General features: G+C 40.7%; 20 protein-coding genes and 1 pseudogene. 11 read left to right on the top strand and 10 right to left on the bottom strand.

All coding sequences use genetic code 11. From position 1 onward, the window contains the following. Nucleotides 1-38: 38 nt before the first annotated feature. The gene (locus N5852_RS01780; RefSeq protein ID WP_262098662.1) at nt 39-2,141 is read right to left on the bottom strand and encodes an AAA family ATPase; all 2,103 of its coding nucleotides are present in this window, start codon (nt 2,139-2,141) and stop codon (nt 39-41) included. A 223-nt stretch (nt 2,142-2,364) separates the two neighbouring features. On the opposite strand from N5852_RS01780, the gene N5852_RS01785 reads away from it, so the two are divergent. The 3 genes from N5852_RS01785 to queE all read left to right on the top strand — a co-directional run bounded on the left by N5852_RS01785 (nt 2,365) and on the right by queE (nt 5,161). Next, on the top strand, nt 2,365-3,885 hold the full coding sequence (locus N5852_RS01785) for a metallophosphoesterase family protein (RefSeq protein ID WP_262098663.1): 1,521 nt from the start codon (nt 2,365-2,367) through the stop codon (nt 3,883-3,885). Between the two features lie 171 nt (nt 3,886-4,056). Beyond that, nucleotides 4,057-4,425 (top strand): 6-carboxytetrahydropterin synthase QueD, encoded by a 369-nt coding sequence (queD, locus tag N5852_RS01790; RefSeq protein WP_262098664.1) that lies wholly within the window; start codon nt 4,057-4,059, stop codon nt 4,423-4,425. A 13-nt stretch (nt 4,426-4,438) separates the two neighbouring features. Beyond that, nucleotides 4,439-5,161, top strand: a complete 723-nt coding sequence (gene queE / locus N5852_RS01795; protein WP_262098665.1) for a 7-carboxy-7-deazaguanine synthase QueE — start codon at nt 4,439-4,441, stop codon at nt 5,159-5,161. A 15-nt stretch (nt 5,162-5,176) separates the two neighbouring features. Here queE and N5852_RS01800 read toward each other — a convergent pair whose 3' ends face one another. Next, entirely contained in the window at nt 5,177-5,692 is a 516-nt protein-coding gene (locus N5852_RS01800; RefSeq protein ID WP_262098666.1) for a hypothetical protein, read from the bottom strand. Nucleotides 5,693-5,766: 74 nt separating this feature from the next. Here N5852_RS01800 and N5852_RS01805 point away from each other — a divergent pair. The 3 genes and pseudogenes from N5852_RS01805 to N5852_RS01815 all read left to right on the top strand — a co-directional run. Then, nucleotides 5,767-6,102 (top strand): annotated as a pseudogene (locus N5852_RS01805) (transposase); the annotation flags it as partial. 361 nt (nt 6,103-6,463) lie between these two features. Then, nucleotides 6,464-7,888 (top strand): glutamine synthetase family protein, encoded by a 1,425-nt coding sequence (locus tag N5852_RS01810; protein WP_262098667.1) that lies wholly within the window; start codon nt 6,464-6,466, stop codon nt 7,886-7,888. A 9-nt stretch (nt 7,889-7,897) separates the two neighbouring features. Beyond that, nucleotides 7,898-9,175 (top strand): NAD(P)/FAD-dependent oxidoreductase, encoded by a 1,278-nt coding sequence (locus N5852_RS01815; RefSeq protein WP_262098668.1) that lies wholly within the window; start codon nt 7,898-7,900, stop codon nt 9,173-9,175. Nucleotide 9,176: 1 nt separating this feature from the next. Here N5852_RS01815 and N5852_RS01820 read toward each other — a convergent pair whose 3' ends face one another. Further along, nucleotides 9,177-9,683, bottom strand: coding sequence for a hypothetical protein (locus N5852_RS01820; protein WP_262098670.1), 507 nt, complete (start codon nt 9,681-9,683; stop codon nt 9,177-9,179). Between the two features lie 173 nt (nt 9,684-9,856). After that, nucleotides 9,857-11,506 carry an energy-dependent translational throttle protein EttA gene (gene ettA / locus N5852_RS01825; protein ID WP_262098671.1) on the bottom strand — a complete coding sequence of 550 codons (1,650 nt, stop codon included), beginning with the start codon at nt 11,504-11,506 and terminating at the stop codon, nt 9,857-9,859. A 385-nt stretch (nt 11,507-11,891) separates the two neighbouring features. On the opposite strand from ettA, the gene N5852_RS01830 reads away from it, so the two are divergent. The 3 genes from N5852_RS01830 to N5852_RS01840 all read left to right on the top strand — a co-directional run bounded on the left by N5852_RS01830 (nt 11,892) and on the right by N5852_RS01840 (nt 15,601). Then, nucleotides 11,892-12,803 carry a DMT family transporter gene (locus N5852_RS01830; protein ID WP_410004241.1) on the top strand — a complete coding sequence of 304 codons (912 nt, stop codon included), beginning with the start codon at nt 11,892-11,894 and terminating at the stop codon, nt 12,801-12,803. Between the two features lie 183 nt (nt 12,804-12,986). Next, the gene (nspC, locus tag N5852_RS01835; protein WP_262098673.1) at nt 12,987-14,099 is read left to right on the top strand and encodes a carboxynorspermidine decarboxylase; all 1,113 of its coding nucleotides are present in this window, start codon (nt 12,987-12,989) and stop codon (nt 14,097-14,099) included. A gap of 263 nt (nt 14,100-14,362) precedes the next feature. Further along, a complete protein-coding gene (locus N5852_RS01840; protein WP_262098674.1) occupies nt 14,363-15,601 on the top strand; it encodes a saccharopine dehydrogenase family protein in 1,239 nt (412 codons plus the stop codon). 526 nt (nt 15,602-16,127) lie between these two features. Here the strand turns inward: N5852_RS01840 and N5852_RS01845 are convergent. The 3 genes from N5852_RS01845 to N5852_RS01855 all read right to left on the bottom strand — a co-directional run bounded on the left by N5852_RS01845 (nt 16,128) and on the right by N5852_RS01855 (nt 18,269). Continuing rightward, nucleotides 16,128-16,337 (bottom strand): TOBE domain-containing protein, encoded by a 210-nt coding sequence (locus N5852_RS01845; RefSeq protein ID WP_262098675.1) that lies wholly within the window; start codon nt 16,335-16,337, stop codon nt 16,128-16,130. Between the two features lie 214 nt (nt 16,338-16,551). Further along, nucleotides 16,552-17,445, bottom strand: a complete 894-nt coding sequence (locus tag N5852_RS01850) for a LysR family transcriptional regulator (RefSeq protein ID WP_262098676.1) — start codon at nt 17,443-17,445, stop codon at nt 16,552-16,554. Nucleotides 17,446-17,468: 23 nt separating this feature from the next. Continuing rightward, nucleotides 17,469-18,269 carry a carbon-nitrogen hydrolase family protein gene (locus N5852_RS01855; RefSeq protein ID WP_262098677.1) on the bottom strand — a complete coding sequence of 267 codons (801 nt, stop codon included), beginning with the start codon at nt 18,267-18,269 and terminating at the stop codon, nt 17,469-17,471. Between the two features lie 263 nt (nt 18,270-18,532). Here N5852_RS01855 and N5852_RS01860 point away from each other — a divergent pair, with 263 nt between their 5' ends. Then, entirely contained in the window at nt 18,533-18,967 is a 435-nt protein-coding gene (locus N5852_RS01860; RefSeq protein WP_262098678.1) for an Hsp20 family protein, read from the top strand. A gap of 54 nt (nt 18,968-19,021) precedes the next feature. Beyond that, entirely contained in the window at nt 19,022-19,300 is a 279-nt protein-coding gene (locus tag N5852_RS01865; protein WP_262098679.1) for a BQ00720 family protein, read from the top strand. A gap of 70 nt (nt 19,301-19,370) precedes the next feature. Here the strand turns inward: N5852_RS01865 and N5852_RS01870 are convergent, their stop codons facing one another. The 3 genes from N5852_RS01870 to N5852_RS01880 form a co-directional block, all read right to left on the bottom strand. Further along, complete coding sequence (locus tag N5852_RS01870; RefSeq protein ID WP_262098680.1) at nt 19,371-21,677, bottom strand: molybdopterin-dependent oxidoreductase; 2,307 nt, start codon at nt 21,675-21,677, stop codon at nt 19,371-19,373. Nucleotides 21,678-22,146: 469 nt separating this feature from the next. Next, the gene (locus tag N5852_RS01875) at nt 22,147-22,470 is read right to left on the bottom strand and encodes a hypothetical protein (RefSeq protein WP_262098681.1); all 324 of its coding nucleotides are present in this window, start codon (nt 22,468-22,470) and stop codon (nt 22,147-22,149) included. A gap of 256 nt (nt 22,471-22,726) precedes the next feature. Continuing rightward, on the bottom strand, nt 22,727-24,145 hold the full coding sequence (locus tag N5852_RS01880; RefSeq protein ID WP_262098682.1) for an NAD(P)/FAD-dependent oxidoreductase: 1,419 nt from the start codon (nt 24,143-24,145) through the stop codon (nt 22,727-22,729). Between the last annotated feature and the right edge of the window lie 249 nt (nt 24,146-24,394).

The following is a 24,394-nucleotide window of genomic DNA, read 5'->3' on the forward strand; positions in this document are numbered from 1 at the left end:
TTTTACAAAATGCGGCTCGCTTCAAAGGTTAGTCACGCTCACGTGCCATTCATCAATAATAATGATTGAATGGATGCTTCTTTTTTCATTTCAATTTCAGTCTTTAGCATCTGCGCAATGGCTTCAATATCTTCAACCGCCAATATATCGCATTTACGGGCAACAACGGCAAAGTCACCAATGGTCAGTTTTGTTAATCCCAATACACTATCGGGCGCATCATTTTTGAAATAGCGTTTAAAAGCAAATTGAATTTGGTCATAATTTAATGGCAAAAATTCAATTTTAAATAAAAACCGCCTAAAGACCGCAGGGTCTAACCGCTCAACCAGATTAGTTGTCACTGCAAAAGGCAAGGGGTGGCTTTCCATCCAAGTCAGCATTTCATTAACCTGACTAACTTCCCAACTGCGAATAGCTCCTTCGCGATTAAATAACAGCGAATCTGCTTCATCAATGATCAAAAATTCATTATTTTCAGCAACTTGCTTGAAGATGTTGGCAATGTTTTCTTCGCTGCCACCAACCCACATGCTTAAAATATCCGATGCGCGCTTATGCGCCACCTTCATGCCAAGCTTATCGGCCAAATGGCGGGCGAAAAGTGATTTTCCTGTGCCTGACGCGCCCATAAACAAAAACGATAATGGCTTTGGGCCTAAAGTGACAATTTTTTCCACCAATTGCTTTAAATCAGTGTTTGAATTGGCAAGCTCAATTTCAAAATCTTTTGCTTGTATTTTTTCCTTGTTTAAAGCTGGAGGCACATCACCGCCAAGTGCCTTAAATACTGAATGAACGGCTGAAACCGCCATGCGGCCATCACCACCGCCCAAAGCTGCCGCCCTTAAGCCGCTTGCAAAAAGTGCAGGCGCTGCTGGAATCTTGCTTAAAATTTCAAAATGTTCGCTATCAAGATTCACGCCATTTTTGCTGGCTTCTTGATTAATAATGCGTTCGCGAATGACTTTTGCAGGCTTTGGAAATTCAATAATGCGCAGCATGCGGCGTAAAATGGTTTCTCCAAGCTTTTCCAAATCATTAACAATCCAAACCACCGGAATTTCACTACTTTCAACCAGCCTATTCATAAAGACTTTAGAACCAGCGCGACCCCGTGGATCATAATTATCAATGCCGGCAAAAATATCATCGGCCTCATCAACAATGGCGACAACTCGGCCAGCTTTTTTACCAAGGGCGGATAAAAGCGATAAATGCACAAGACGTTCATAACGGGATGGATCGGTTTTATTATCATCGCTTGCTTCACCAATAAAAGCAGCACGTGCATCACTATGCTCGGCTAAAAGCTTGGCAAATTCAGTTTTACCGGTACCAGGAGCGCCATAAAGCAATATGCCAACGCCTTTGGCACCCTTATCAAGGCTACCACTTAAAATACGAATGGCATCATCGCAATCTTGTGCTAGAAAATCATAATCATTAAGGCTTAATGTTGGTTTGGTTTGCAAACCTACCAATCGGTTGCAAAGCTCCTCCGTTTCAAAACTTTCACCTTCAACAATTTTGATGAGTAATTCAGATACTGTGCAGCTATCGCCGTGACGATCCTTAATCAGCCCCATTTGCACAAGGTTTGAATCATCGCGCAATAATTCGCGCATTTGCATGATATTTTTGCCAAGCACTTCAGATAGATGACGAAAATCTGGTTCACTACGCAGCCAGCTATTATCGTCAAAGGCTGACATCATTTTCATCAATGGCAAAAAACGTACAAAGCGATAGACCGCATTGACAATTGCCACTTCATCACTATTCAATTTTAAAATATCAGCAAGAATATCTAGACGTTTTTGCAGGTCTGATAGCGCAGGTATGGCGTGGCTTGGCTGAAAAGTCGCAGGTGTTAGTGTCAAACGGAAATCATCCATTGACAAGTCGTTATCTTCTTTTTGAACCAAGCTATCAAATTCGGGTATAGAAAGACCAAGCATAAGGTGATATTCCTCATACCAGTTTAATATTTCTTGATTGATCACATATTTATTGCGCTTTTTTGTACCATGCAAAATCCGCAAAAAATAAGATGCAATCATATAATGTTCATAAGTATCTTCCCATAAATTAGCGGCTTTTTCAGGCTGTTTTTGTTTGTTTATTGTAATGTCCTGCATTCTGTCCTCTTTTTTCATTGGGGTGTATTACCTAATAAATATGACAAAATTTGTTACCATCCCAAACAAAATTACCTTTAAAATGTTAGTTAATAAAAGACTTGTTACAAATTTTCATTGCTAAGAATTTGTTTCTTAGTCATTGTTGCCATATGCTTTTATGGTGTATCGGTTTTTATTAGATAGAATATTACTATTTTATAGTGAAAATAGAGGGGAGAGCATGCAAAAAATAGCAATTTTATCTGATATTCATTTGCATGATATTTATTTTGGCTATGGTCTTTTTGAAGCAGGCAGTGGCGATCTTGGTTTGCGCAGTTTAAAAGATACGTTGGCTTCTACCCGCGTTTTTAATGAAAGCATTGCCGCCCTTAACAACGCCCTTGATGATATTCAAAAACGTGGCGTCAAACATGTGGTATTACTTGGTGATTTAACCGATGATGGACAAGCCCCGAATTATCGCGCATTAAAAATTATTCTCGATAAAATGTCTATGCGCTATCAAATGCAATTTTATGCGCTTTTTGGTAATCATGATTGTTTTGGCGATCAAGGAAAGCTACTCGAAAAATGGTTGGTAAAAGCTAGCAATCAGCAGGGGATTCATGTTAGCGGCAATCAGCAAGCTGAAGGCCATGTATTTTATAGCGAAGACATGGTTTGTTCGACAAAAGCCCAAGCGCTAGCATACACAAAGCAATGGGGTCTGAGCGAAAGCCCAAGCTTTATTTACCACGAAACGCCGAAAAAATGGCTGCAAGCATCGGGGAAAAATATTGATGATTATAGTTTTTTAGCAAGTGATAGTTCTTATTTACTTGAAATAGAAGATGATATTTGGCTTATTTTATTGGATGGCAATATTGTGCGACAAGATAGGACTGGCCGATATATTTTGCATGCCAATGCTGCTTGGCAAAAAATGCTGGAATATCGCCCCTATATTGAAAGTTGGATTGCCGATATTGTAAGGCGCGGTAAGCAACAAGGCAAAACAGTTTTGGCTTTTTCCCATTATCCAATGGTAGGTTTTCCGCGCCATGATGGCCAAGGGCAGCTTGCAGGTGGCGCAAGTTGGGCAAAGCGCATGCCAGCTTTGAGCTATACGATGCGATTAGCGAAAACAGGACTTTGCCATCACTTTAGCGGCCATATGCATGCGTTGGGTCATGCTCAATTGGAAAACCTTCATAATTATGCCATGCCGTCAATTGTTAGCTTTCCTGCTGCCTATGGGCTGATTGAAATTAATGATAATAATGTTGCGATTGATGTGGTGCCGTTGCAAAATGTCAATGGTTTTGAAATTGCATTTCCACTTTATGAAAATGAGCGCAATAGCCATTTTAGCGGTAAAGATTTTGCCGGTGATTATCAAGCGTTCCTGTTATCCTCGATGCGTCATTTAATCGAACATAAATATATGAAGCGTGATTGGTCTCATGGTTTGGCGACAATAAAGGATTATTTATTTTCATCCATGATATATGAGAGTTCGCCCATATATCAAACTGTGCCGCCGCAATTGACGCTACACCAATGTCTTCTTGATTATTATCTGCTGCTTTTTGGCTCTTATTTAGCGCGGCCCTATATTAAGGCTGAAAACTTGGCCTTTTATCACAGTCTGCCGATAGTTTTAGACAAGAATGATTGTTTAACCAAGGAACCAGATTTTTTATTATTGGCGTATTTTTTGAAAATTATGAGCGAGCAAGCAAAACCCTTTAAAGCTTAAAAGCCTTTACTTTTTGCCGCGCGAGTGATAATTGCCAGCTTACGGTCGCAGCCTACCCGTTTAAAACAAGGACAAAATTATGCTTAAAGCAAATTATGCGGTAATTTATACCGCTGGCATTGCTATTGATGCCGAAGCCAAACCACGTCTTAAAAAAAGGTGGTTTGAATTATGTTTATAATTTCTAAAGAATTTCATTTTTCCGCATCGCATCAGTTGACAGCTTTACCGCAAAGCCACCCATGCGCCCGTTTACATGGCCATAATTATATTGTGGTGATTGAACTTGCCGCAGAAGATCTCGATGAATTTGGCTTTGTGGTTGATTATCGAGAACTGGCTTTTGCCAAAAAAATCATTGATGATGAATATGACCATCGTCATTTAAATGATGTTTTAGGCCATGATCGTGTTACGGCTGAAAATCTTGCCCGCCATTTTTATGAGCGTTTCAAACCGCAATGCCCACAAATAAATGCGGTTAGGGTGAGCGAAACACCAAAAACTTGGGCTAAATATTGCCCAAAACCAGATGCTTAATGGTGGTTGATCAATGACGGATACAATTCGCATTTGCGAAATTTTTGGCCCCACCATTCAAGGTGAGGGCGTGCTGATTGGCATGCCAACGGTTTTTGTGCGCACGGGTGGCTGCGATTATCGCTGCGATTGGTGTGATACGCTTTATGCGGTTGAAAGTAGCTACCGCCAGCAATGGCAGCCAATGACAAGCCACACCATATTAAATGAAGTTGAAAAATTATCCAATGGTCGTCCAATTATGGTGTCCTTATCGGGTGGCAATCCTGCTATTCAACCGCTTGACAATCTTATTCATACCGGCAAGGAGCGCGGCCATTCCTTTGCCATGGAAACGCAAGGCTCTATTGTTAAGCCATGGTTTAAAGATCTTGATTGGCTGGTTTTAAGCCCCAAACCACCATCCAGTAAAATGCAATGCGACCGCACTATTTTAAAATCTGCTATAAAAGCTGCTAAAAATACCAAAGTCGTTTTAAAATTTGTCGTTTTTGATGATGTAGATTACCAATTTGCGCGATCCATTGGTGATGAATTTTGTGATATTGATATTTATTTGCAGCCGGGCAATCACACGCCGCCGCAACCGCAAGATATTGATGGTGAAATTGATACTAATGGCATATTAAATCGCATGGAATGGCTGATTGACCGTGTCTGCCTTGATGGTTGGTTTAAAGCCCATGTCTTGCCGCAATTACATGTGTTGATATGGGGTAATAAACGTGGCGTTTAGCTTAGGGGCAGGACCCTAAATAGTTTTTGTCATTTTAGAAAATACCAATTTATTCAAAAAGCCAATAAGGATAAGTGCTACTAAAAAGCTGATCGAATAAATGGTGATAAAGCTAGGGGTGAGCGTTAGGCAAGGCAGTGAATTCGCTTGGTTGTATACGCAAATATTACCAATTTCGTCTGCAATAGATAGGACTGAACGGGTTATTATTAAAGCAATGATGATAATTGCGATATTTGCGCCACCTAAAAATGCGACATAGAAAAAAGCGGTGAAGTCTTTTTTAAATAAATGATATAAGGCAACGATACTAAAAATGAATAGGCCAATGATGGCAATTGGCATATAATAAATAAAAATGTCCCTTATGGCTTCATCACCTATAACAAGACAGGGGAAATCATAGCCTTCAACAAAGATATCTTGACTATAATAAAAATCTGCATATCGATAACTTGAGTTCCATGTTCGTATAAATGATAATAGCGAACACAAATAGCTTAAAATAGAAAATGACAATAAAAGCTTCATCAAATTTTTAAGTCCTAATTTACATTGGAAAGTAAAAAAACATCATGAAAGATAGGATTGGCTGAGTAAACAGCTCAAAAGCGACGCTACAGGGCATTATTTGGGGAAAGGTAGATATTGCTTCGGTCATAAATTCTGATGAATGGCGCGGATATGATGGCTTGGTTGATTTTGGTTATGGGCATTTGCGTGTTGACCATTTGCAAAGATGAATTTGCAAGGGGGCGTGTTCATATCAATGGTATTGAAGGATTTTGGGGATTAGCAAAAGTAAGGCTCACCAAATTCAAAGCAATTCCTGAAAAGACGTTCCATTTACACCTAAAGACAAGTGAATGGAGATTTAATAACCGATCTTCCGATAAAGCAAAAACTTGCTACAATATCTAAGATTAAACCCGCTTAACTAGGCAAGATCCTTGATGAATAAGTTGTTTTTGATCAATCAAGCGTATCCGCATAAAATCTTTACGTTGATTCAATATAAACATGATTAAGGTTCAAGCAAGTTGTTTTGGTATGTCAACTTAGTTTTTAAAGCAAGGACTAAATTTATGTTATGCAGAAGACCTTTTTTCGAAATAACAGTTCCCATTCTGTGTGTGGTTTAATACTGAATATGTTATTTAGCATTATAGATCTTATTCGCTAACGTTGGTCATATGGAATAAAATAAAAAGAGATTTATTGTTTCAAGCCTTGACCAATTCGACAAGCCACTGCACATATGGTAAAAGGTGAATAACTCAAATTTTTAAGGCCAAAGCCCTCATGTCTGCTTCCGATAAAAAGAAGTCACGCTCAAAAGAACAAAATTTAAAGCCGCATATTAAAGCGCTATCTGGCGCAAAAAACCATAAGCAAGCTGCTGATTGGCTTGCCTATCGCAAGATCGAGGATATTGAGTGTATCACTCCTGATCAAGCTGGTGTTGCGCGCGGCAAGATGATGCCAACCAAAAAATTTAATTCTGATACATCCCTTGCTTTGCCGTCCGCTGTGTTTATGGCAACCATTTCTGGCGACTATCCAGAAGATGGTCATGGCTTTTTCTTTCCGGAAAATGATGGTGATTTAAAACTCGTTCCTGATCTTTCGACACTATCCGTTGTGCCGTGGGAAAGCGATCCCACCGCGCAGGTGATTTGCGATCTTGTTTATCAAGAAGGCGGCTATGCCGAATTTACACCGCGTAATGTTTTACGCTCGGTCATCAATGCCTATACCGAACTTGGTTTAAAGCCGATTGTTGCACCAGAAATTGAATTCTATCTTGTTTGCACCAATCCTGATCCAGATTATCCACTAACGCCGCCAGTTGGCCGCTCGGGTCGCCCGATTGGTGGTGGTCAGGGCTATTCTATTGCTGGTGTAAATGAATTTGATGAGTTGATTGACGATATTTATCATTTTTCTGAAGCGCAGGGCTTGGAAATCGATACGCTCATTCACGAAGAAGGGGCAGGACAGCTCGAGATTAATTTGCGCCATGGCAATCCGATAGAGCTTGCCGATCAGGTGTTTTTATTCAAGCGCACTATTCGTGAAGCGGCGTTTAAACATGATATGTATGCAACTTTTATGGCTAAGCCTATTCAAGGTCAGCCGGGGTCAGCTATGCATATTCACCAATCAATTGTTGATATTGCAACAGGACAAAATATTTTCTCCAATCCTGATGGCAGTGAAAGTGAAGCATTTTTTCACTTCCTTGGTGGTTTACAAAAACATATGGCCAGCGCTTTGGTGATGCTTGCCCCTTATGTTAATTCCTATCGCCGGCTTATTCCTGATGTTTCGGCACCGGTGAATTTGCGTTGGGGCTATGATAATCGCACCACCGCTTTTCGTGTACCACGTTCTGGCCCCGAAGCGCGCCGTGTTGAAAATCGTATTCCATCATCGGATGCTAATCCTTATCTTGCGCTTGCTGCCTCCCTTGCTTGTGGTCTTATCGGTTTAAGACAAAAGCTAAAACCGGATGAGCCAGCGACAGAAACAGTCAATGCCGATGATATTGAATTGCCGCGCGGCCTTATTGATGCGGTTAGTCTTTTTGAAGCAGATACCGAGCTTCGCGATGTTTTAGGTCATACATTTGTTGCAACCTATGCTGCGATCAAAAGGCAAGAATATGAAACCTTTATGGAGGTTATCAGCCCGTGGGAACGGGAATATTTATTGCTGAATGTGTGAGGCTAATTTATGCAACAAGATGCAATGTCGCCGGGAATTTCATGGTATGCGCAAAGCGTAGATGAGCGTCCGCGCTATCCAATATTACAAGGCGACCATCAATGTGATGTTGCCATTATTGGTGGTGGCTTTACCGGTCTTTCGGCGGCATGTCATTTAGCTGAAAATAATGTGTCGACTATTGTTATTGATGCGCGCCGCTTTGGTGCGGGCGCATCTGGCCGTAATGGTGGGCAATTTGGCACCGGTCAACGCCGTTGGGTCGAAGATCTTGAAAAACAATATGGTTTTGAACGCGCTAAGGCCTTGTTTGATTTGGCCGAGGAAGCCAAGCCCTATATCCATAATTTTGTTAGCAAACATGATTTTGAAATAGATTATTTGCCCGGTCAATTATCCGTTGCCCATAAGCCGCGTTACCTTGATGATTATAAGAGCCATGTCGATAATATGGCGCGCTATGGCTATAATCACTTGCAATTTATGGATAAGAATGAAACAAGTGAGCGTCTTGGCACGAACCATTATTATGGTGGTGTGCGTGATATGGGAACGGGGCATATTCATCCGCTAAAGTTGGTGATTGGTACTGCCAATGCTGCCCATAATAATGGTGCTGCGCTTTATGAGCGCACAACGGCTTTATCTATAACGCGCAATGGCACCAATATCATTATTGAAACTGAGCAAGGAACTATTCGTGCAAAGCGTGTTTTAATTGCTACCAATGGCTATGGTGGCAAAATTAATGATAAGGCGCAGGCGCATGTTTTGCCAATTCGTAGTTTTATCGGTTCAACTGTTCCACTAAGCGATAATACGTCGATTTTACCCGGTTTTGAAGCGGTGGATGATTCACGCTTTGTCGTGCGCTATTTTCGAAAAACGCCTGATAATCGTTTGCTTTTTGGTGGCAGTGAAGCCTATGGCACCCCTGATGGCCGTGATATGACGGCATCGGTGCGCAAGCAATTAACCCAAATTTATCCTGATTTAAAGGATATTGAGTTAACCCATGTTTGGGGTGGCACTGTTGCTATAACCGTTGAGCGTATGCCCTATGTGCGTGAAGTGGAGCCCGGTATTACCTTTTGCGGTGGCTATTCAGGGCACGGCGTTATGCTATCGCATTTTTTTGGCTATCTTTATGCGCAAGCCATATTGGGCAAAAAAGATCGCCTTGATATTATGCGCGATCTTAAAATTTCTGGTTTTCCAGGTGGCGCTTTACGAAGCGCCCTGCTTTATCTTGGCCTAAGCTGGTTTGCACTTCTAGATAGGCTATAAATTATATTTTGCGGCTATCATAGGCCCATTGTAACAAAGCTTGGCGTTGGCGCGGACGGCAAAAAGGATCGCCTTCTTCACAATTGTTACGCAATTGCGTTTGATGGCGTTTCATTAGCCGCCAGCGTTTAATCTGTCGTGCATCTTCTTTTTCTAATCGGCGTCCTTGATAATAGCGACAATACCATTGAAACCAACCGCGTGGATCATCTTCATAAATCCAACCTTTTTGCTGCCAATAGGATAGCGGTTTTCCTGCCATAACGCCAAAGTAGTTAAGTTTTGCGTTCTTCTTTTCGGGTGATAATTTGGCATTATCAAACCAGCTTTTGGGAAATTCTTCCCTACAATCGGTCATATATTTGCCGCCCATTACCCCAAGCTCCAGCATTTCTGCTGGGGTCAATTGTGGTTGAAAATCAGGATGAAAATCTTTACCAGCCGCACAAACTAGTTGATATTTATAGCCTGTTTGCATTTTGTCATTTACTTCAATCCACTTAGCCATAAGACACCCTAATTTAAAAACATTCTCTTAAATCTAATTTAGGGCTTTAAATTGAAATGGAAGGAAGTCATTTCAATTTCGTGCTAACATTAACTTGATTACCTGTAAAATATCATAAAAAAACGCTGGCCAAATTTTGACCAGCGTTTTAATTTTTACAAGCTTTAATAAGTTTAGCGTGTTAGTGGCTTATAGGTTACGCGGCGCGGATTAACACTTTCAGGTCCTAAACGACGGATTTTATCTGCTTCATAATCGGCAAAGTTACCCTCAAACCATTCAACATGGCTGTCGCCTTCAAAGGCAAGAATATGAGTTGCCAAGCGATCCAAGAACATACGATCATGGCTGATGATAACAGCGCAGCCAGCGAAATTCTCCAAAGCATCTTCAAGCGCTGCCAAGGTTTCGGTATCTAGATCGTTGGTTGGCTCATCGAGAAGCAATACATTGCCACCAGCTTTAAGCATTTTAGCCAAATGTACGCGGTTACGCTGACCACCGGAAAGGTTGCCAACTTTTTGCTGTTGATCGCCGCCTTTAAAATTGAAAGCACCGCAATAGGCGCGGCTATTCATTTCAAATTTACCAAGCTTGATAATATCATTGCCGCCGGAAATCTCTTCCCAAACATTTTTATTACCATCAAGCGTATCGCGGCTTTGGTCAACATAGCCAAGATCAACTGTATCACCAATGCGGATGGAACCGCTATCGGGCTTTTCTTGGCCGGTAATCATGCGGAACAATGTAGTTTTACCAGCACCATTGGCACCGATAACACCAACAATACCGCCGGGAGGAAGCTTGAATGTTAAATCATCAATCAGTAAGCGTTCGCCATAGCCTTTGGAAATGCCATCAAACTCGATAACCACTTGTCCTAAGCGTTCACCAACAGGGATAATGATTTGCGCATCGCCTGGGCGGCGTTTTTCAGCAGCTTCAACCAATTCGTCATAGGCCTTAATACGTGCCTTTGATTTCGATTGACGGGCTTTTGGGCTGGCTGCCATCCACGCTTGCTCACGGGCAAGAGCTTTTAGGCGTGCATCTTCTTCACGGCCTTCTTGTGCCATACGTTTGGCTTTTGCATCAAGATAAGCGGTATAATTGCCCTCATAAGGAATACTATTACCGCGATCAAGTTCCAAAATCCAATTGGTAACATTATCAAGGAAGTAGCGATCATGGGTAATGATCAAAACTGAGCCTTCATATTCACGTAAATGCTTTTCAAGCCAAGATGTTGTTTCAGCATCTAAGTGGTTGGTTGGTTCGTCAAGCAGTAGTAGATCGGGCTTGGAAAGTAGCAAGCGGCAAAGTGCAACGCGGCGTCTTTCACCACCCGATAATTTAGTAACGTCAGCATCGGCTGGCGGACAGCGCAAAGCTTCCATCGCCATTTCAACCTGCGAATCAAGGTCCCAAAGATTTTGGCTGTCAATAATATCTTGCAGCTTTGCACCTTCGTCGGCTGTCTCATCGGAATAATTCATCATTAATTCATTATAGCGATCAAGAATAGCTTGTTTGTCGGCAACGCCTTCCATGACGTTTTCACGGACATTTTTTGCAGGATCTAGTTCAGGCTCTTGCGATAAATAGCCACAAGTTGCACCTTCAGCGAGCCAAGCTTCGCCGCTATATTCTTTGTCATAACCTGCCATAATGCGCAAAATGGTCGATTTACCAGCGCCATTGGGACCAAGGATACCAATTTTAGCGTCTGGGTAAAAAGAAAGATGAACATTTTCAAGGATTTTCTTATTGCCGTAAGACTTATTTAGTCCGGCCATATGATAAATAAATTGGCGCGCCATAGCTCCGCTATTACTCCATAAAGCAATAACCCACGAGACTTTTGGTCAGCAGGTTATCTATTTAAAAAATTGCATTTGTCTCTATATAGCTTTAATCATTGAGTTGAACAATCTCTTGAGAGTAAAAAATATCAATATGGTCTATATTACCTGAGAATTGGGTGAATTTCTAAAGAGCATTTTCTTGCCCCACCAGTTGGTCAATGCGATTAATTTTGTAAGTCTACATCAAGCTGAATTTATTTGCTTTTCATTTGTTTTTTTTGTAGCGCTGGTTAAAAGAATATTAGAACTATTATTGATGATTAGAAAAATCAAATTAAGCTGCATCCAATCAGTTGGTCAAGTCAAATGGCCATGATAAAGCGTGGAGATTGACATGAAATTGAAGCGGCCATCCTTTACGGCAAATTCTATTGCATTGGGTGTTATTTTGATGATTTTGGGGCAATTTATGTTTGCCGCTAATGACACAATGGGTAAAGTTTTGGTACAAGGCTTTGCTGTTGGCCAATTGATTGTTTTTAGATCAATTGGCGCTTTTATTATTTTAACGCCAATGCTTAGCCAAAAGAAGCCGCAAGATATTATAAAGCCGCCACGTCCTTATTTACTCGCCTTAAGGGGACTATGCTCGCTAGGTGATGCCATATTCTTTTATTCGGCACTGATTTATTTGCCATTAACCGATGTTATGACCTTTTATATGGCTGTACCCATTTATGTTGCGGTCTTTTCGCATTTTTTCCTTGGTGAAAGAATTGCTTGGCGGCGGTGGCTTGCTATTTGTATTGGCTTTGTTGGGGTTGTTATTGCGATGCGCCCATCAACCAATATGATTTCGCTTCCATCAGCCTTTGCCTTGTTTAGCAGTTTTTGCTTTACTTTTGTGCTAATTTTAGGGCGCTCATTACGTTCAACCAGTGATACCGTATCGGTTGCTTGGCAAAATAGTATTGCACTGGTGATTGGCTTGTTCATGATTATTGGCCATTGGCAAACGCCAGATTTTTCGCAATCTATTTCGCTTTTATTGTTGGGAATTGTTGCTTGCATTGCGCATTTACTTATTTCGCGATCGCTTAAAATGGCACCAGCCTCGGTACTTGCACCTTTGCAATATACCATGCTGCTTTGGGGGATTGTTTTCGATATTGTTGTCTTTAAACATTATCCTGATGCGATGATTTTGCTAGGCGCTGGAATTATTGTTCTTGCTGGCCTTTTCATCTTTCACCGCAAAAAGGTGGTTACCGATCATATTCCAAAATCAGATGTGCCCAATATCACTCATTAGTGCCTTTTGAGCAAAATACTTGTCTAGTATTTTAATTTTCACATGGAGCTGATAGACTTATAAAAGCTTGGAAAACTCTGAAAGGGTGAAACTTGGTTTGCCCTTTTGAGGATAAATGCCTATATGACACTTTAATGGAATAATTATAGATTTTCGCTTTTGAAGAAGTGGTGGAAAACGCAAATGACAGATGTAGCAGCGATTAACACGCCCTATTATCTTATTGATAAGTCGAAACTTGTCCGTAATATGGAGCTTATTGCCAAATTGCGCGAAAAATCGGGCGCAAAGGCGCTTCTTGCATTGAAATGTTTTGCCACTTGGTCGGTGTTTGATTTTATGCGCGATTATATGGATGGTACCACATCTTCTTCGCTTTATGAGTTAAAGCTAGGTCGCGAAAAATTTGGTAAAGAAACGCATGCCTATTCGGTTGCTTGGGCTGATCATGAAATTGATGAAGCTATTTCTTATGCCGATAAAATGATTTTTAATTCTATCAGCCAACTGAATCGCTTTAGTGAGCAATCATCTTCTATTAAGCGTGGTTTGCGTTTAAATCCGCAAATGAGTTCATCAAGTTTTGATTTGGCTGATCCTGCGCGCCCCTTTAGTCGCCTTGGCGAATGGGATGCCAAAAAAATTGAAACCGTGCTTGATCAAATTAGCGGCTTTATGATTCACAATAATTGTGAAAATGGTGATTTTGCGCTTTTTGACCGTATGCTTGGTGAAATTGAACAGCGTTTTGGTTCGCTATTTAATCATGTTGATTGGATCAGCCTTGGTGGCGGCATTCACTTTACTGGTGAGGGTTATCCAATTGATGCGCTGGCGGATCGCTTGAAGCGTTTTTCTGACACGCATAATGTTACAGTTTTTCTTGAGCCGGGCGAGGCTTCGATTACGCGTTCCACCACATTGGAAGTTACTGTGTTGGATGTGCTTAATAATGGTAAGGATTTGGCAATTGTCGATTCGTCAATTGAAGCGCATATGCTGGATTTGCTAATCTATCGCGAAAATGCCAAGATCCTGCCAAATATTGGCCCGCATGAAATTATGGTTTGCGGCAAATCTTGTCTTGCTGGTGATATTTTTGGCACCTATCAATTTCCTGAAAAGTTGAAAATTGGCGACCGTCTATCGGTGCAAGATGCTGCTGGCTATACAATGGTTAAGAAAAATTGGTTTAATGGTGTTAATATGCCAGCAATTGCCATTAAGGAATTGGATGGTAGTATTCGTGTACAGCGCGAATTTAATTATAATGATTATATGACCAGTCTTTCTTGACATGAAATTGTAACTTAAATGCCATATGCGAAAATGTGAAATAATATCGCGTAAATGGGTTAATAAAGTTGACTAAATTGCTTATCAAGATAACAGAGTAAATCGCAATCTTGATAAGTTGACCATGTTATATTAGAAGGGTTTTTAAATATGCGCTATGCGCTTTTAAAAACCCTTAAACCTCACTGAAATATTGATTGGCATGGTGCCAGCATGGATATTTCATAACCATTGATAGCAAGCTATAAGGAGATAAACCGGGAATGAAAAAGAATGTCCTGATTATTGGCGCCGGCGGGGTGGCACAGGTAGTTGCCCATAAATGTGCTCAAAATAACGATATTCTTGGCGATCTTCATATTGCATCACGTAGAATTGCAAAATGTGAGATCATCATTGCTTCGGTCAAAGAAAAAAATTCCATGAAAGTTGATGGAGTTTTCAAAGCCCATAGCCTTGATGCCATGAATGTTGCGGCAACGGTTGAGCTGATTAAAAATAACAATATTGAAATTGTTATCAATGTTGGCTCTGCCTTTTTGAATATGTCGGTACTGTCTGCCTGTGTTGAGGCAAAGGTTGCCTATATTGATACAGCGATCCATGAAGACCAATTGAAGATTTGCGAAACTCCACCTTGGTATGGCAATTATGAATGGCCACGCCGTGAGGAATGTGAGAAAGCCGGTGTTACCGCAATTCTTGGTGCAGGGTTTGATCCTGGTGTTGTTAATGCCTATGCTGCTTTAGCGCGTGACAATTATTTTGATACGATGGAATCGATTGATATTATTGATATTAATGCGGGAAGCCACGGTCGCTGGTTTGCTACAAATTTTGATCCTGAAATCAACTTCCGTGAATTTACTGGTCAAGTTTGGTCTTGGCAGGATAATAATTGGACATCTAACCAGATGTTTGAAGTGCGCAAGGATTGGGATTTACCGGTTGTTGGCACCAGCACAACCTATATGACAGGGCATGATGAAATTCATTCCTTGTCTAAAAATCTTGATGTGCCAAATATTCGCTTCTGGATGGGGTTTGGTGAGCGTTATATAACGGTATTTAATGTTTTAAAAAATCTTGGTCTGTTGTCTGAACAGCCAGTTAAAACAGCTGAAGGTTTGGAAGTTGTGCCGCTTAAAGTGGTGAAGGCTGTCTTGCCTGATCCATCATCACTTGCACCTGATTATACCGGTAAAACTTGCATTGGTGACCTTGTTAAGGGTAAAAAGGACGGTAAAGAGCGCGAAGTTTTCATCTATAATGTTGCCGACCATCGTGAAGCTTATGATGAAACAGGTGCGCAGGGTATTTCTTACACTGCTGGTGTTCCAGCCGCAGCTGCCGCATTATTGGTTGCAACCGGCGAATGGGATGTTAAAACCATGGCTAATATTGAAGAATTAGCACCGCAGCCTTTTTTAGCATTGCTTGATAAAATGGGTTTGCCAACTCGCATTAAAGAAGGCGAAAATGATAAGCCATTAGAGCTTTAAATTTTAGCCTTTTTACAATTTACATATTTTCAATAACCCTGTTAGATCAAAATCTAATGGGGTTTTTGATTTTTTAGGTTAGGGAAAAATGCAAGCAAATTGGCATTATGATTATTAGCAGATTAAATCCGTTTGCTGCCACCTTGTTGTCAAACCCGATGATATTTATGATTGCGTCTTTACTGGTAATAGTGAAGATTTTATGTTGCTATGTGGCCAATGCTCATCAAAGCGCCAAAAAGACATGGAAAACGCATTGCGTGACCCAAGCAATATTGTGCGCTGCCCAAAAACTATCTTTTATAAGGCTAGCAAAACTATAGTATTGGCAGATGATAGGGGGCTTAGTCCTTGGGATGTAAATGGTTGGCAAGAATTGGGATTTTTAAAAAATTTGTGCCACAAGTTTTTAATAGTCTAAGTCTATTGTAGCTCTAATTGCTTTTCATGTTACAAAATGCAACAAGGCCAGATTAAACTATCCAACCTTGCACATTAATTATAGAAATTGCGATATTTTAGGTGCTTAGTCAGCAACTGCAATCATTACATCAGATGACTTAACAACTGCAGCAGCTTCCATGCCAACGGTCAATTGTAGATCGTCAACAGATTCATTGGTGATTGATGCAGTCACGATAGTGCCGTTAACATCAAGGCGTACATGGGCAGTGGTTGCACCTTTTTTAATTTCAACAATTTTACCTTTTAGAACATTACGGGCACTAATTTTCATTTTACTATCCTGTTTGCAAAATATACGTGTTAAACATTTTAACAATCATGAAAAACACAAATTCAATAATTCTCTTATTTGAGCGATATATAGTAGCCTTTATAGAAAAGACAAGGGTGTATTAAAAAATAAATAATGACAATTTGTCTCATTATCTTAGCGTTATAACGATTTATACTATAACGAATTAAAGAAATACTTTATTGTTGTAAACTCAACCTTTATAACGTAATGTATCAACTAAAAGGCGGAAAGCCATTGAGTGTTGACGTTTGCTTGGATAATAAAGATAATAACCTTGCCAAGGGGGAAACCAATCTTCTAAAACAGGAATTAATTCGCCTTTATCAATCGCTTCTTGTGCTATGTCCAATGGTAGATGGCCAAGGCCAAAACCCTTTTTGGCGGCTTCTAAAATATGGTAGCTACGGTTAAAGACTAATTGGCCTTCAACACGTACAGCAAGTTCATGACCGTCTTTTTCAAATTCCCATGCGTAAATACCACCGGTGGAAACAAAGCGCATATTGATGCAATTATGATTCATGAGATCTTGCGGGGTTTTGGGAATATTATGCGCAGCAAAATAGCTTGGTGCACCAACGACAGTAAACTTGATATCAGGGCCAATGCGAACCGATATCATGCCATTTTGTAATTGTTCACCAAGGCGGGTGCCAGCATCATAACGCTCGCTGACAATATCGGTTAGGCGATAATCATCAATAAGTTCAATTTTGATATCAGGATATTGACGGCAAAACTTTTGCAGCTTAGGCCAAAGAATGGTATTAATGGCATAATCAGTGGTAGAAATACGGATGGAACCACTCGGTTTATCGCGAAAATTCCCTAAAAGGTTTATTTCGTCATGAATATCATCAATGCGCGTGCCAAGGGTTGATAGAAGATGTGCACCGACATCTGTCAAGGTAACACTGCGTGTGGTGCGGGTAAGTAGGCGTACGCCTAAGCGTTCTTCGAGCCCTCTTATTGTATGGCTTAATGCTGATTGTGATACTCCAAGTTGAGCCGCTGCTCGGGTAAAATTTTTTTCCCGTGCAACCACAACAAAGGTTGCCAGATCATTAAGGTTTTCCCGTGCCATTGCATTCTTTCTATAAAAGTGAGTTAGTCAAGTTTATAAAGCTCTGGTCGTCTTTGATCAAGGCAGGGTAGTTTTTCGCGCGTGGTTTTGACCTTTTCAAGATCAATATTTGCAAAAATAATTCCTTCATCCTCGCCGCAACTCGCTAATACCGTGCCCATTGGATTATAAATAACGCTACGGCCGCTATAAATATTGCCAACTTGATCGGCAACGCACATATAAACGGTGTTTTCAAGGGCGCGCGCTTTAGCAATGGATAATAGATGCTCTTCTTTCATCGGGCCAGCTACCCAAGCGGTTGGCACAATAAGAATATCCGCGCCTTTTAAGGCAAGTGTGCGAGAAATTTCAGGAAAACGCAATTCATAGCAAACCAACAAACCAATAGTGCCAAAGCGCGTTTTGACCGGTTCAAAACCATTGTCGCCAGCAATAATATTGGCTGATTCTTGATAGGAAAAAGCATCATAAAGATGGGTTTTGCGATAGCTATGGATAAGCTCGCCATTATCGTTTAAAAAAATAATGGTATTAAAGGCACGAATTTTATCATTGCAGGATTTTTCAAAAATACCGCAAATAATGTGGATGCCGTTTTCTTTAGCCGCTTTTGCCAAGCTACTTACAAAAGGTCCATCAAGTGCTTCTGCCATATCGGCATATATAATGCCTGATTTAGGTCCAAGCAGAGCCATAAAAACTTCAGGGAAAACAATAAGATCAGCGTTTTGTGCCTTTGCTTGTTTTATGTAAAGCAAGGCCTTGTCAAGATTTTCTTGTTTGTTTCGACTTGCGGAAAGTTGTGCGAGTGCGATTTTCATGAGCTTTTCCGTTTTTAAAGCTTAACATCCTATCAAAATCTGAGATTAAACCGCCTAATAGATAATAACAAGGGTAAGGCAGGAATTTACGATTTTTAATTTTTTGCGTTATATTTTGTTAAAATGGCCAACGCCACAGCGCAATGTCACGGATATTTGAGTGGCGCCCTTGATTGGCCTTTGGTCTACTACCATATAGTTATAAAGTGACAGTGCCAATAATGGGCTGTCTTACTCGGTCGCTTGAACTTTGAGGACTGCAAATGACACGTATCGCATCTTTTTCAAATCCACTTTTATTGGGATTTGATACTGTTGAAAAAGCTTTGGAAAGGGTGGCAAAATCTGGTGATGGTTACCCACCTTACAATATCCAAAGACTGAATGATTTGGAAGATGAAACTGGCGAAGTGAGGTTGAGAATTACTTTAGCTGTTGCTGGTTTTTCGCCTGATGAGCTTGATGTGTCAGTTGAAGATAGCCAGCTTATTATTCGTGGCAAGCAATTGGATGATAGTGAGCATGAATATTTGCATCGTGGTATTGCTTCAAGGCAATTTCAACGGGTTTTTGTCCTTGCAGATGGCATGATGGTTGTTGGAGCGGAGTTGAAAAATGGTCTTTTGGCCATTGATCTAAATCGTCCACAGCCGGAAAAGCTGGTGCGCCGAATAACCATATCAACAAGTGATGAGTAATATTGACGTTATCGAGCGTTAAATAATGATATCTCGGCTCTATGGAGGGATGCCATGACAAATACCAAAATGACAAACACAAAACTAGCCAGAAAGCCTATTTTCACTTCAGCTGAATTTGCGCAGCTTGGCGCAGGGCGTATTGCTTATGTTAAAAAGATCAATACCGATGAATTGGCCAAGAATTTTCCCGGTCTTCCTGAAATGACTCCTAATATTGAGGTTTGGGGGCTATTTGGTGCGACTGGCGAGCCAATTGTGCTTTCTGATGCTAAGGGGCAAGCCTTGGCTGGTGCCAATGAACATGAATTGGAAACGGTTACTTTGCATTAAACTGCTGGTTGCGTTTTAACAAAATATTGCTTTTAATTTTATAAGCCAATTTTTAGCGGATATGATTTCGTTAAAGATTGGTTTTTTTATTTGCTGTATGAAAATTGGGTGCTTCATAAACATTGGGAGCTGGGGCGTTACCATAATATTTTTCAACCTCGACAAGGCAAGAGTTGGCGCTGGTAGCTTGGGTAAGAGTTGAGGTACCGTGATCTTGTGTCAAGACATTGGGATTGCCATTGAGCTCAAGCTTGTTACCGCTTTCATCTTGCCATGGATTAAACCAAGCTCCTGTTGCCATTTGTGTGACACCTTGTTTTATATCTTGGCTAAGTTTTGCTATTGCAAGGCAGGCACCGCGCTCGTTAAAAATGCGCACCAGATCATTTTCTTTTATATTTCGTTGTTTTGCATCATCTTCATGGATGAGAATTGGCTGGCGGCCATGCTGTTTGGTCGCTTGTGGTTTTGCCGCGTGATCCCATTGGCTGTGGAGTTTGTCGCTAGGTTGGCAGGTAAGAAGGTGAAGCGGAAAACTCTTTGTTTTATCTGATCCAAGCCATTCACTTGGTGGCAGCCAAGTTGGATGGGGTGGGCAGTCTTGATAGTTAAAAGCTGCAATGGCTTTTGAATAAATTTCTATGCGTCCTGATGGTGTCCATAAACGGTTTTCATCAGGACTTTGACGAAATTCGCTCAATAGCGGCTTTATTTGCCTTTTAGGAAGTTCAAGATAGCCCATGTCTTGAAATGTGCGATAATTGGGCAAATCGATATGTTGATGCTGAAAAATTTGGCAGCTTTGCTGATATAGCCAAGATAGCCAATCCGCTTCGCTACGTTTAGCGGTAAATTGTTCCTCAAAACCTAATCGTTGTGCAAGTTGCTTTAATATTTCATGATCAGTTGTGACGCCTTGCGGTGGCTCGCTTAAGGCTTTGGCATAAGTTAAGAAACTATCATTGCTGGCACTTGCTATATCATCACGTTCTAGAAATGTGGCGGCTGGAAATACGATATCGGCATGGTGGGCATGGGCGTTCCACCAATGCTCATGGGTGATGATTGTTTGTGGCCTTTGCCAAGCTTCAACCAGACGATTTAAATCTTGATGATGGTGAAAGGGATTGCCGCCTAGCCAATAGACGAGTTTTATATCAGGATAATTTTTGGTTTGGCCGTTAAATTGATAATTAGCGTTTGGGTTAAGCAGCATATCGGCAATGCGGGCAACGGGGATGGCATCTTTAATCGGATTTACCCCTTGCGGTAATGATGGTAGGGCGACTTTGGGGCCAGACATGCCTATATTGCCGGCTGACGAATAGCCAAAGCCAAAGCCTTGTCCTTTTTTCCCGACATTGCCAAGCATAGCACTAAGGGCAATTGTTGCCCAATAGACTTGCTCGCCATGATCGGCACGTTGCAACGACCATGCGACCATGATGAATGTTTTTTTGTCAATTATCTGTTTGCCCAAGGATAAAATTATATCGGCATTAATGTCAGTGATGCCCGCTGCCCAAAGATGATCTTTGATAATGCCGTCATTTTTGCCATGAAGATAATTAACAAAATGATCAAAGCCAGTCGTGTATTGATTGATGAAATTATAATCAACTCGATGATTGACGAGGACATGGTGGCATAAAGCCAATAGTAAAGCCGTGTCGCTATTAGGACGCAAAGAAAGCCATTGAGTTTGAATATCGCTATCGCTTTTAACGGGCGAAATAGAAATAAGGTCAATGCCTTTTTGGCATAGTTTTTGCAAATGGCTGTGGGTTTTATGACTAAACAGTCCACCAGAGTTAACTTGTGCATTGCGAATGGGTGTACCGCCAAACATTAAAACAAGTTCAGCCTCATTTAAAATATCGTCATAGCTGGTATGATTGGCGACTAAGCCACTAAGACCACCGATAATGTGGGGTAAAATAGTTTCGCCAGCGCCATAGCTATAAGTTTGGATTGAACGAACCGAACCGCCGACAAGATTGAAAAAGCGTTTTAATTGGCTTTGGGCATGGTGAAAGCGTCCGGCGCTTGACCAACCATAGGAGCCGCTATAAATTGCCTGATTGCCATAGATTTGTTTAATACGGGCAATTTCTTGAGCTGCAAGATCAAGAGCAAAATCCATCTCCACTTCAATAAATTCATCTTGGCCGCGTGTGCCAATTTTTGCTTCTGGTCCATATTCAAGATAGGATTTGCGAATGGCTGGTTTTAAAATGCGGCAAGGTGCAAGGCGGTATTGTGGGTAATCAGTGCCGAAGCTTGCCGGCTGGATATCTTTATAGAAGGGGAAAAGGGTTGCATGATCATGTTGATAAATGCCCCAATGGGTGGTTAGAAAATATTTGCGGTTTTCCATTTACCCATCCCTGCAAGTATTTATGCTTTTAGCTTCTTTAACCCATTCAGTGATATTATAATGCGAGTTTAAGTTCAATGATTGCTTTATTTAAAAAAGATCGAATCGTTGATAATTTAATATAAGTAATGCTTAATTTAGCGGTATTAATGACATTAAATGACAGAAAATAGATTGGAACGACCAATTATATTTTTGCTTTTCCAACTCTAATTTTTAAAAAATAATATTTAAAATCAATATATTGGTTGTTAATTTTTAAGTCTATTTGTGTGTTTTTAATTTTTTTAACAGTGGTTTGCATTTTTTTCTTGCAATGAGAACAAAAGGTGAATATATGACATATATCTTCAAAATGCAAAATTGTATCCAACGACCAAACAATAGCAAATGAGCTGCTTGATTGATGATTTATGTGATGCTTGGTTGAATGACATATTGGAATAGATTTTAATTGGCTTGGTTTATATCATTCAGCTAATAATTTAACTGTATTCCAGTCGGTTTTGCTTTTCTTGGAAATAAGCCAATTTTTAGCATTGATATTGGTTTTGGCTGCTGTTTTATAGGCTGGCATTGTTAAGATAAGTTGGTTTTCATTATCCAAATCTTGTGCATTTTGGTGAATATGAGCAACAACAATGGTGCCGTCACTAAATTCAACGCTAATCGGGGTTGGGAGTGTGCCGCAGTCTGGCAATTCGTCTTGCTGTTTTAGTTGGCAGCCCGGATATAGATGCGTGTTGGAAATAGAAAAGCCAAAAATAAGATCATTTGCTTGATGGTTACTCATTTTACGTTCCAATTTTGTTATATTTCAATTTTGAAATGATGCAGATGATATTTAAAATGGGTAGTTTGAGCTTTATATTTGCATTTGTCAAAAATTTCAGGCCACTTTGTAAAACTTGCAGCGGTGGTAATGATGTTTTGAGGGATGCTAAGGCATAAAATGCTAAAAGGAAATTATCTACGGCACATTTACACTTCTTATTAGATTTTTGTAAATGTGCCGTAGATTTGTTTTTATACTTTAATTGATCGCTATTTTAAAAACGATAAATGCTAAAGGCTTTTGGATCAATTACTGGTGTTGCGCCCAATAATAGGTCCGTGGCAATTGATGCAGATACTGGGCTTTCTGTCATGCCCCAGCTTGTTGCTGTATTGACGACGAGACCTGGACATTCATTGACCAAAGAAATGATTGGCGATTCATCGGGGGCAACTGCCATAGCGCCGCTCCAGCGATCGATAATTTTTGAATCATTAAAGGCTGGAAACTCTTTTTTAAGGGCAATTAATGACGCATCCAAGTCTTTAATATCTGGAACGGCGACCATATCGCGATTGCTTTCAAATGGCGATTTTTCGTCCAATTTCCAACTGGTTTTTTGAGTAAAGGAATCAAGCAATTGTTTATTGATTGAGATGTGAATGGCAGCGTCGGGTGCAGAAAGGAGCGGAAGATATTTATAACCATAACCAAAGGAATCTTTGACGATGGGAATAACTTCAATACGCGGTGACGTTGCATAAGTGCCATCGGCCTGCTCGCGGAAGAATATGTTTCCCGGTAATGCAACATTTGCGCCAGGAAGTCCCTTACCGCCTGAAATTAATTGTTGCGATTGATAGGCTGGTAGAGTTTCTAAATCGACACCGAGATTTTGCATGAAGAGACGAGACCATGCACCACCACAAAGGACAACACGTGATGTTTTGATTGAGCCATTTTCGGTTACGACTTCTGATACCGCGCCTGCTTGTTTTTCAATTCCGCGAGCTGCGCATTGGGTATAGATTTTAACGCCGATTTTTTTGGCATATTCTGCCACTTTAAATGTTGTAATTTCAGGGTCGAGGCTGCCTGAATCTTCTTCAAAACCTGCAATTTTCCAATCGGAAGTGGCACCTTTTAGACGGTCCTTTAACTCACTACCTTCGATAATACGGGTTTGAAGTGGAATTTCTGTACCAGCTTCCTCTTTAGCTTGCGCGATCCATTTTTTGACATTTTCCAAATCTTCTTCATTAAATGGAACTTCAACGCGTCCTTGTGTTCGGTAGCTTGTATCAACTCCAAGCTTTGCATTCATGTCGCGCCAATGTTTTTTACCTAAATGGTGAAGCATGAATGTTGCGCCTTCCATTTTATAGGTGATGAGCTGCCCATAAAAGCGCGATGATTGCTCGCCGGCAATATTACCTTTTTCAAGGACAACAACCGCTAAACCTTTTTCAGTAAGATTGATGGCCGTCATCAATCCTAATATGCCGCCACCGATAATAACGGCATCAGCGCTTTGCGGAAGTGGTCCTGTTGAGCCGTCAACAAAACCAACCCGTGGCTTGCCTGGAACTAGTCTGCCCTCGCGCTGTAGCATGGGAGTGAGAACACCAGCACCGACGCCGACAGCACAAATTGCTGCACCGCCCAAAATTAATTTTCTTCTACTAATATTCATATTCAAACCTCTTTATTGATGTTATTTCTAATTTATTGATGTGTATTAAAGTTATTTTTATTCAATATGTTAGAAGTAAAATTAGCCATGTCCTGCTTAAAATTTTGTGCTGCAAATAGGTTGCTTATGCGATAAAATTATAAGGCTTAAGATACAGGAATCCATTTCACCTTTCCTATTGGGGATAGGTGATCTATGCCTGATTAAATTTCTGCATTATTCCTAATTTGAAGAAAACTTTACCTTGTT

The sequence above is a fragment of the Bartonella sp. HY328 genome (assembly GCF_025449335.1).
Classification (GTDB): domain Bacteria; phylum Pseudomonadota; class Alphaproteobacteria; order Rhizobiales; family Rhizobiaceae; genus HY038.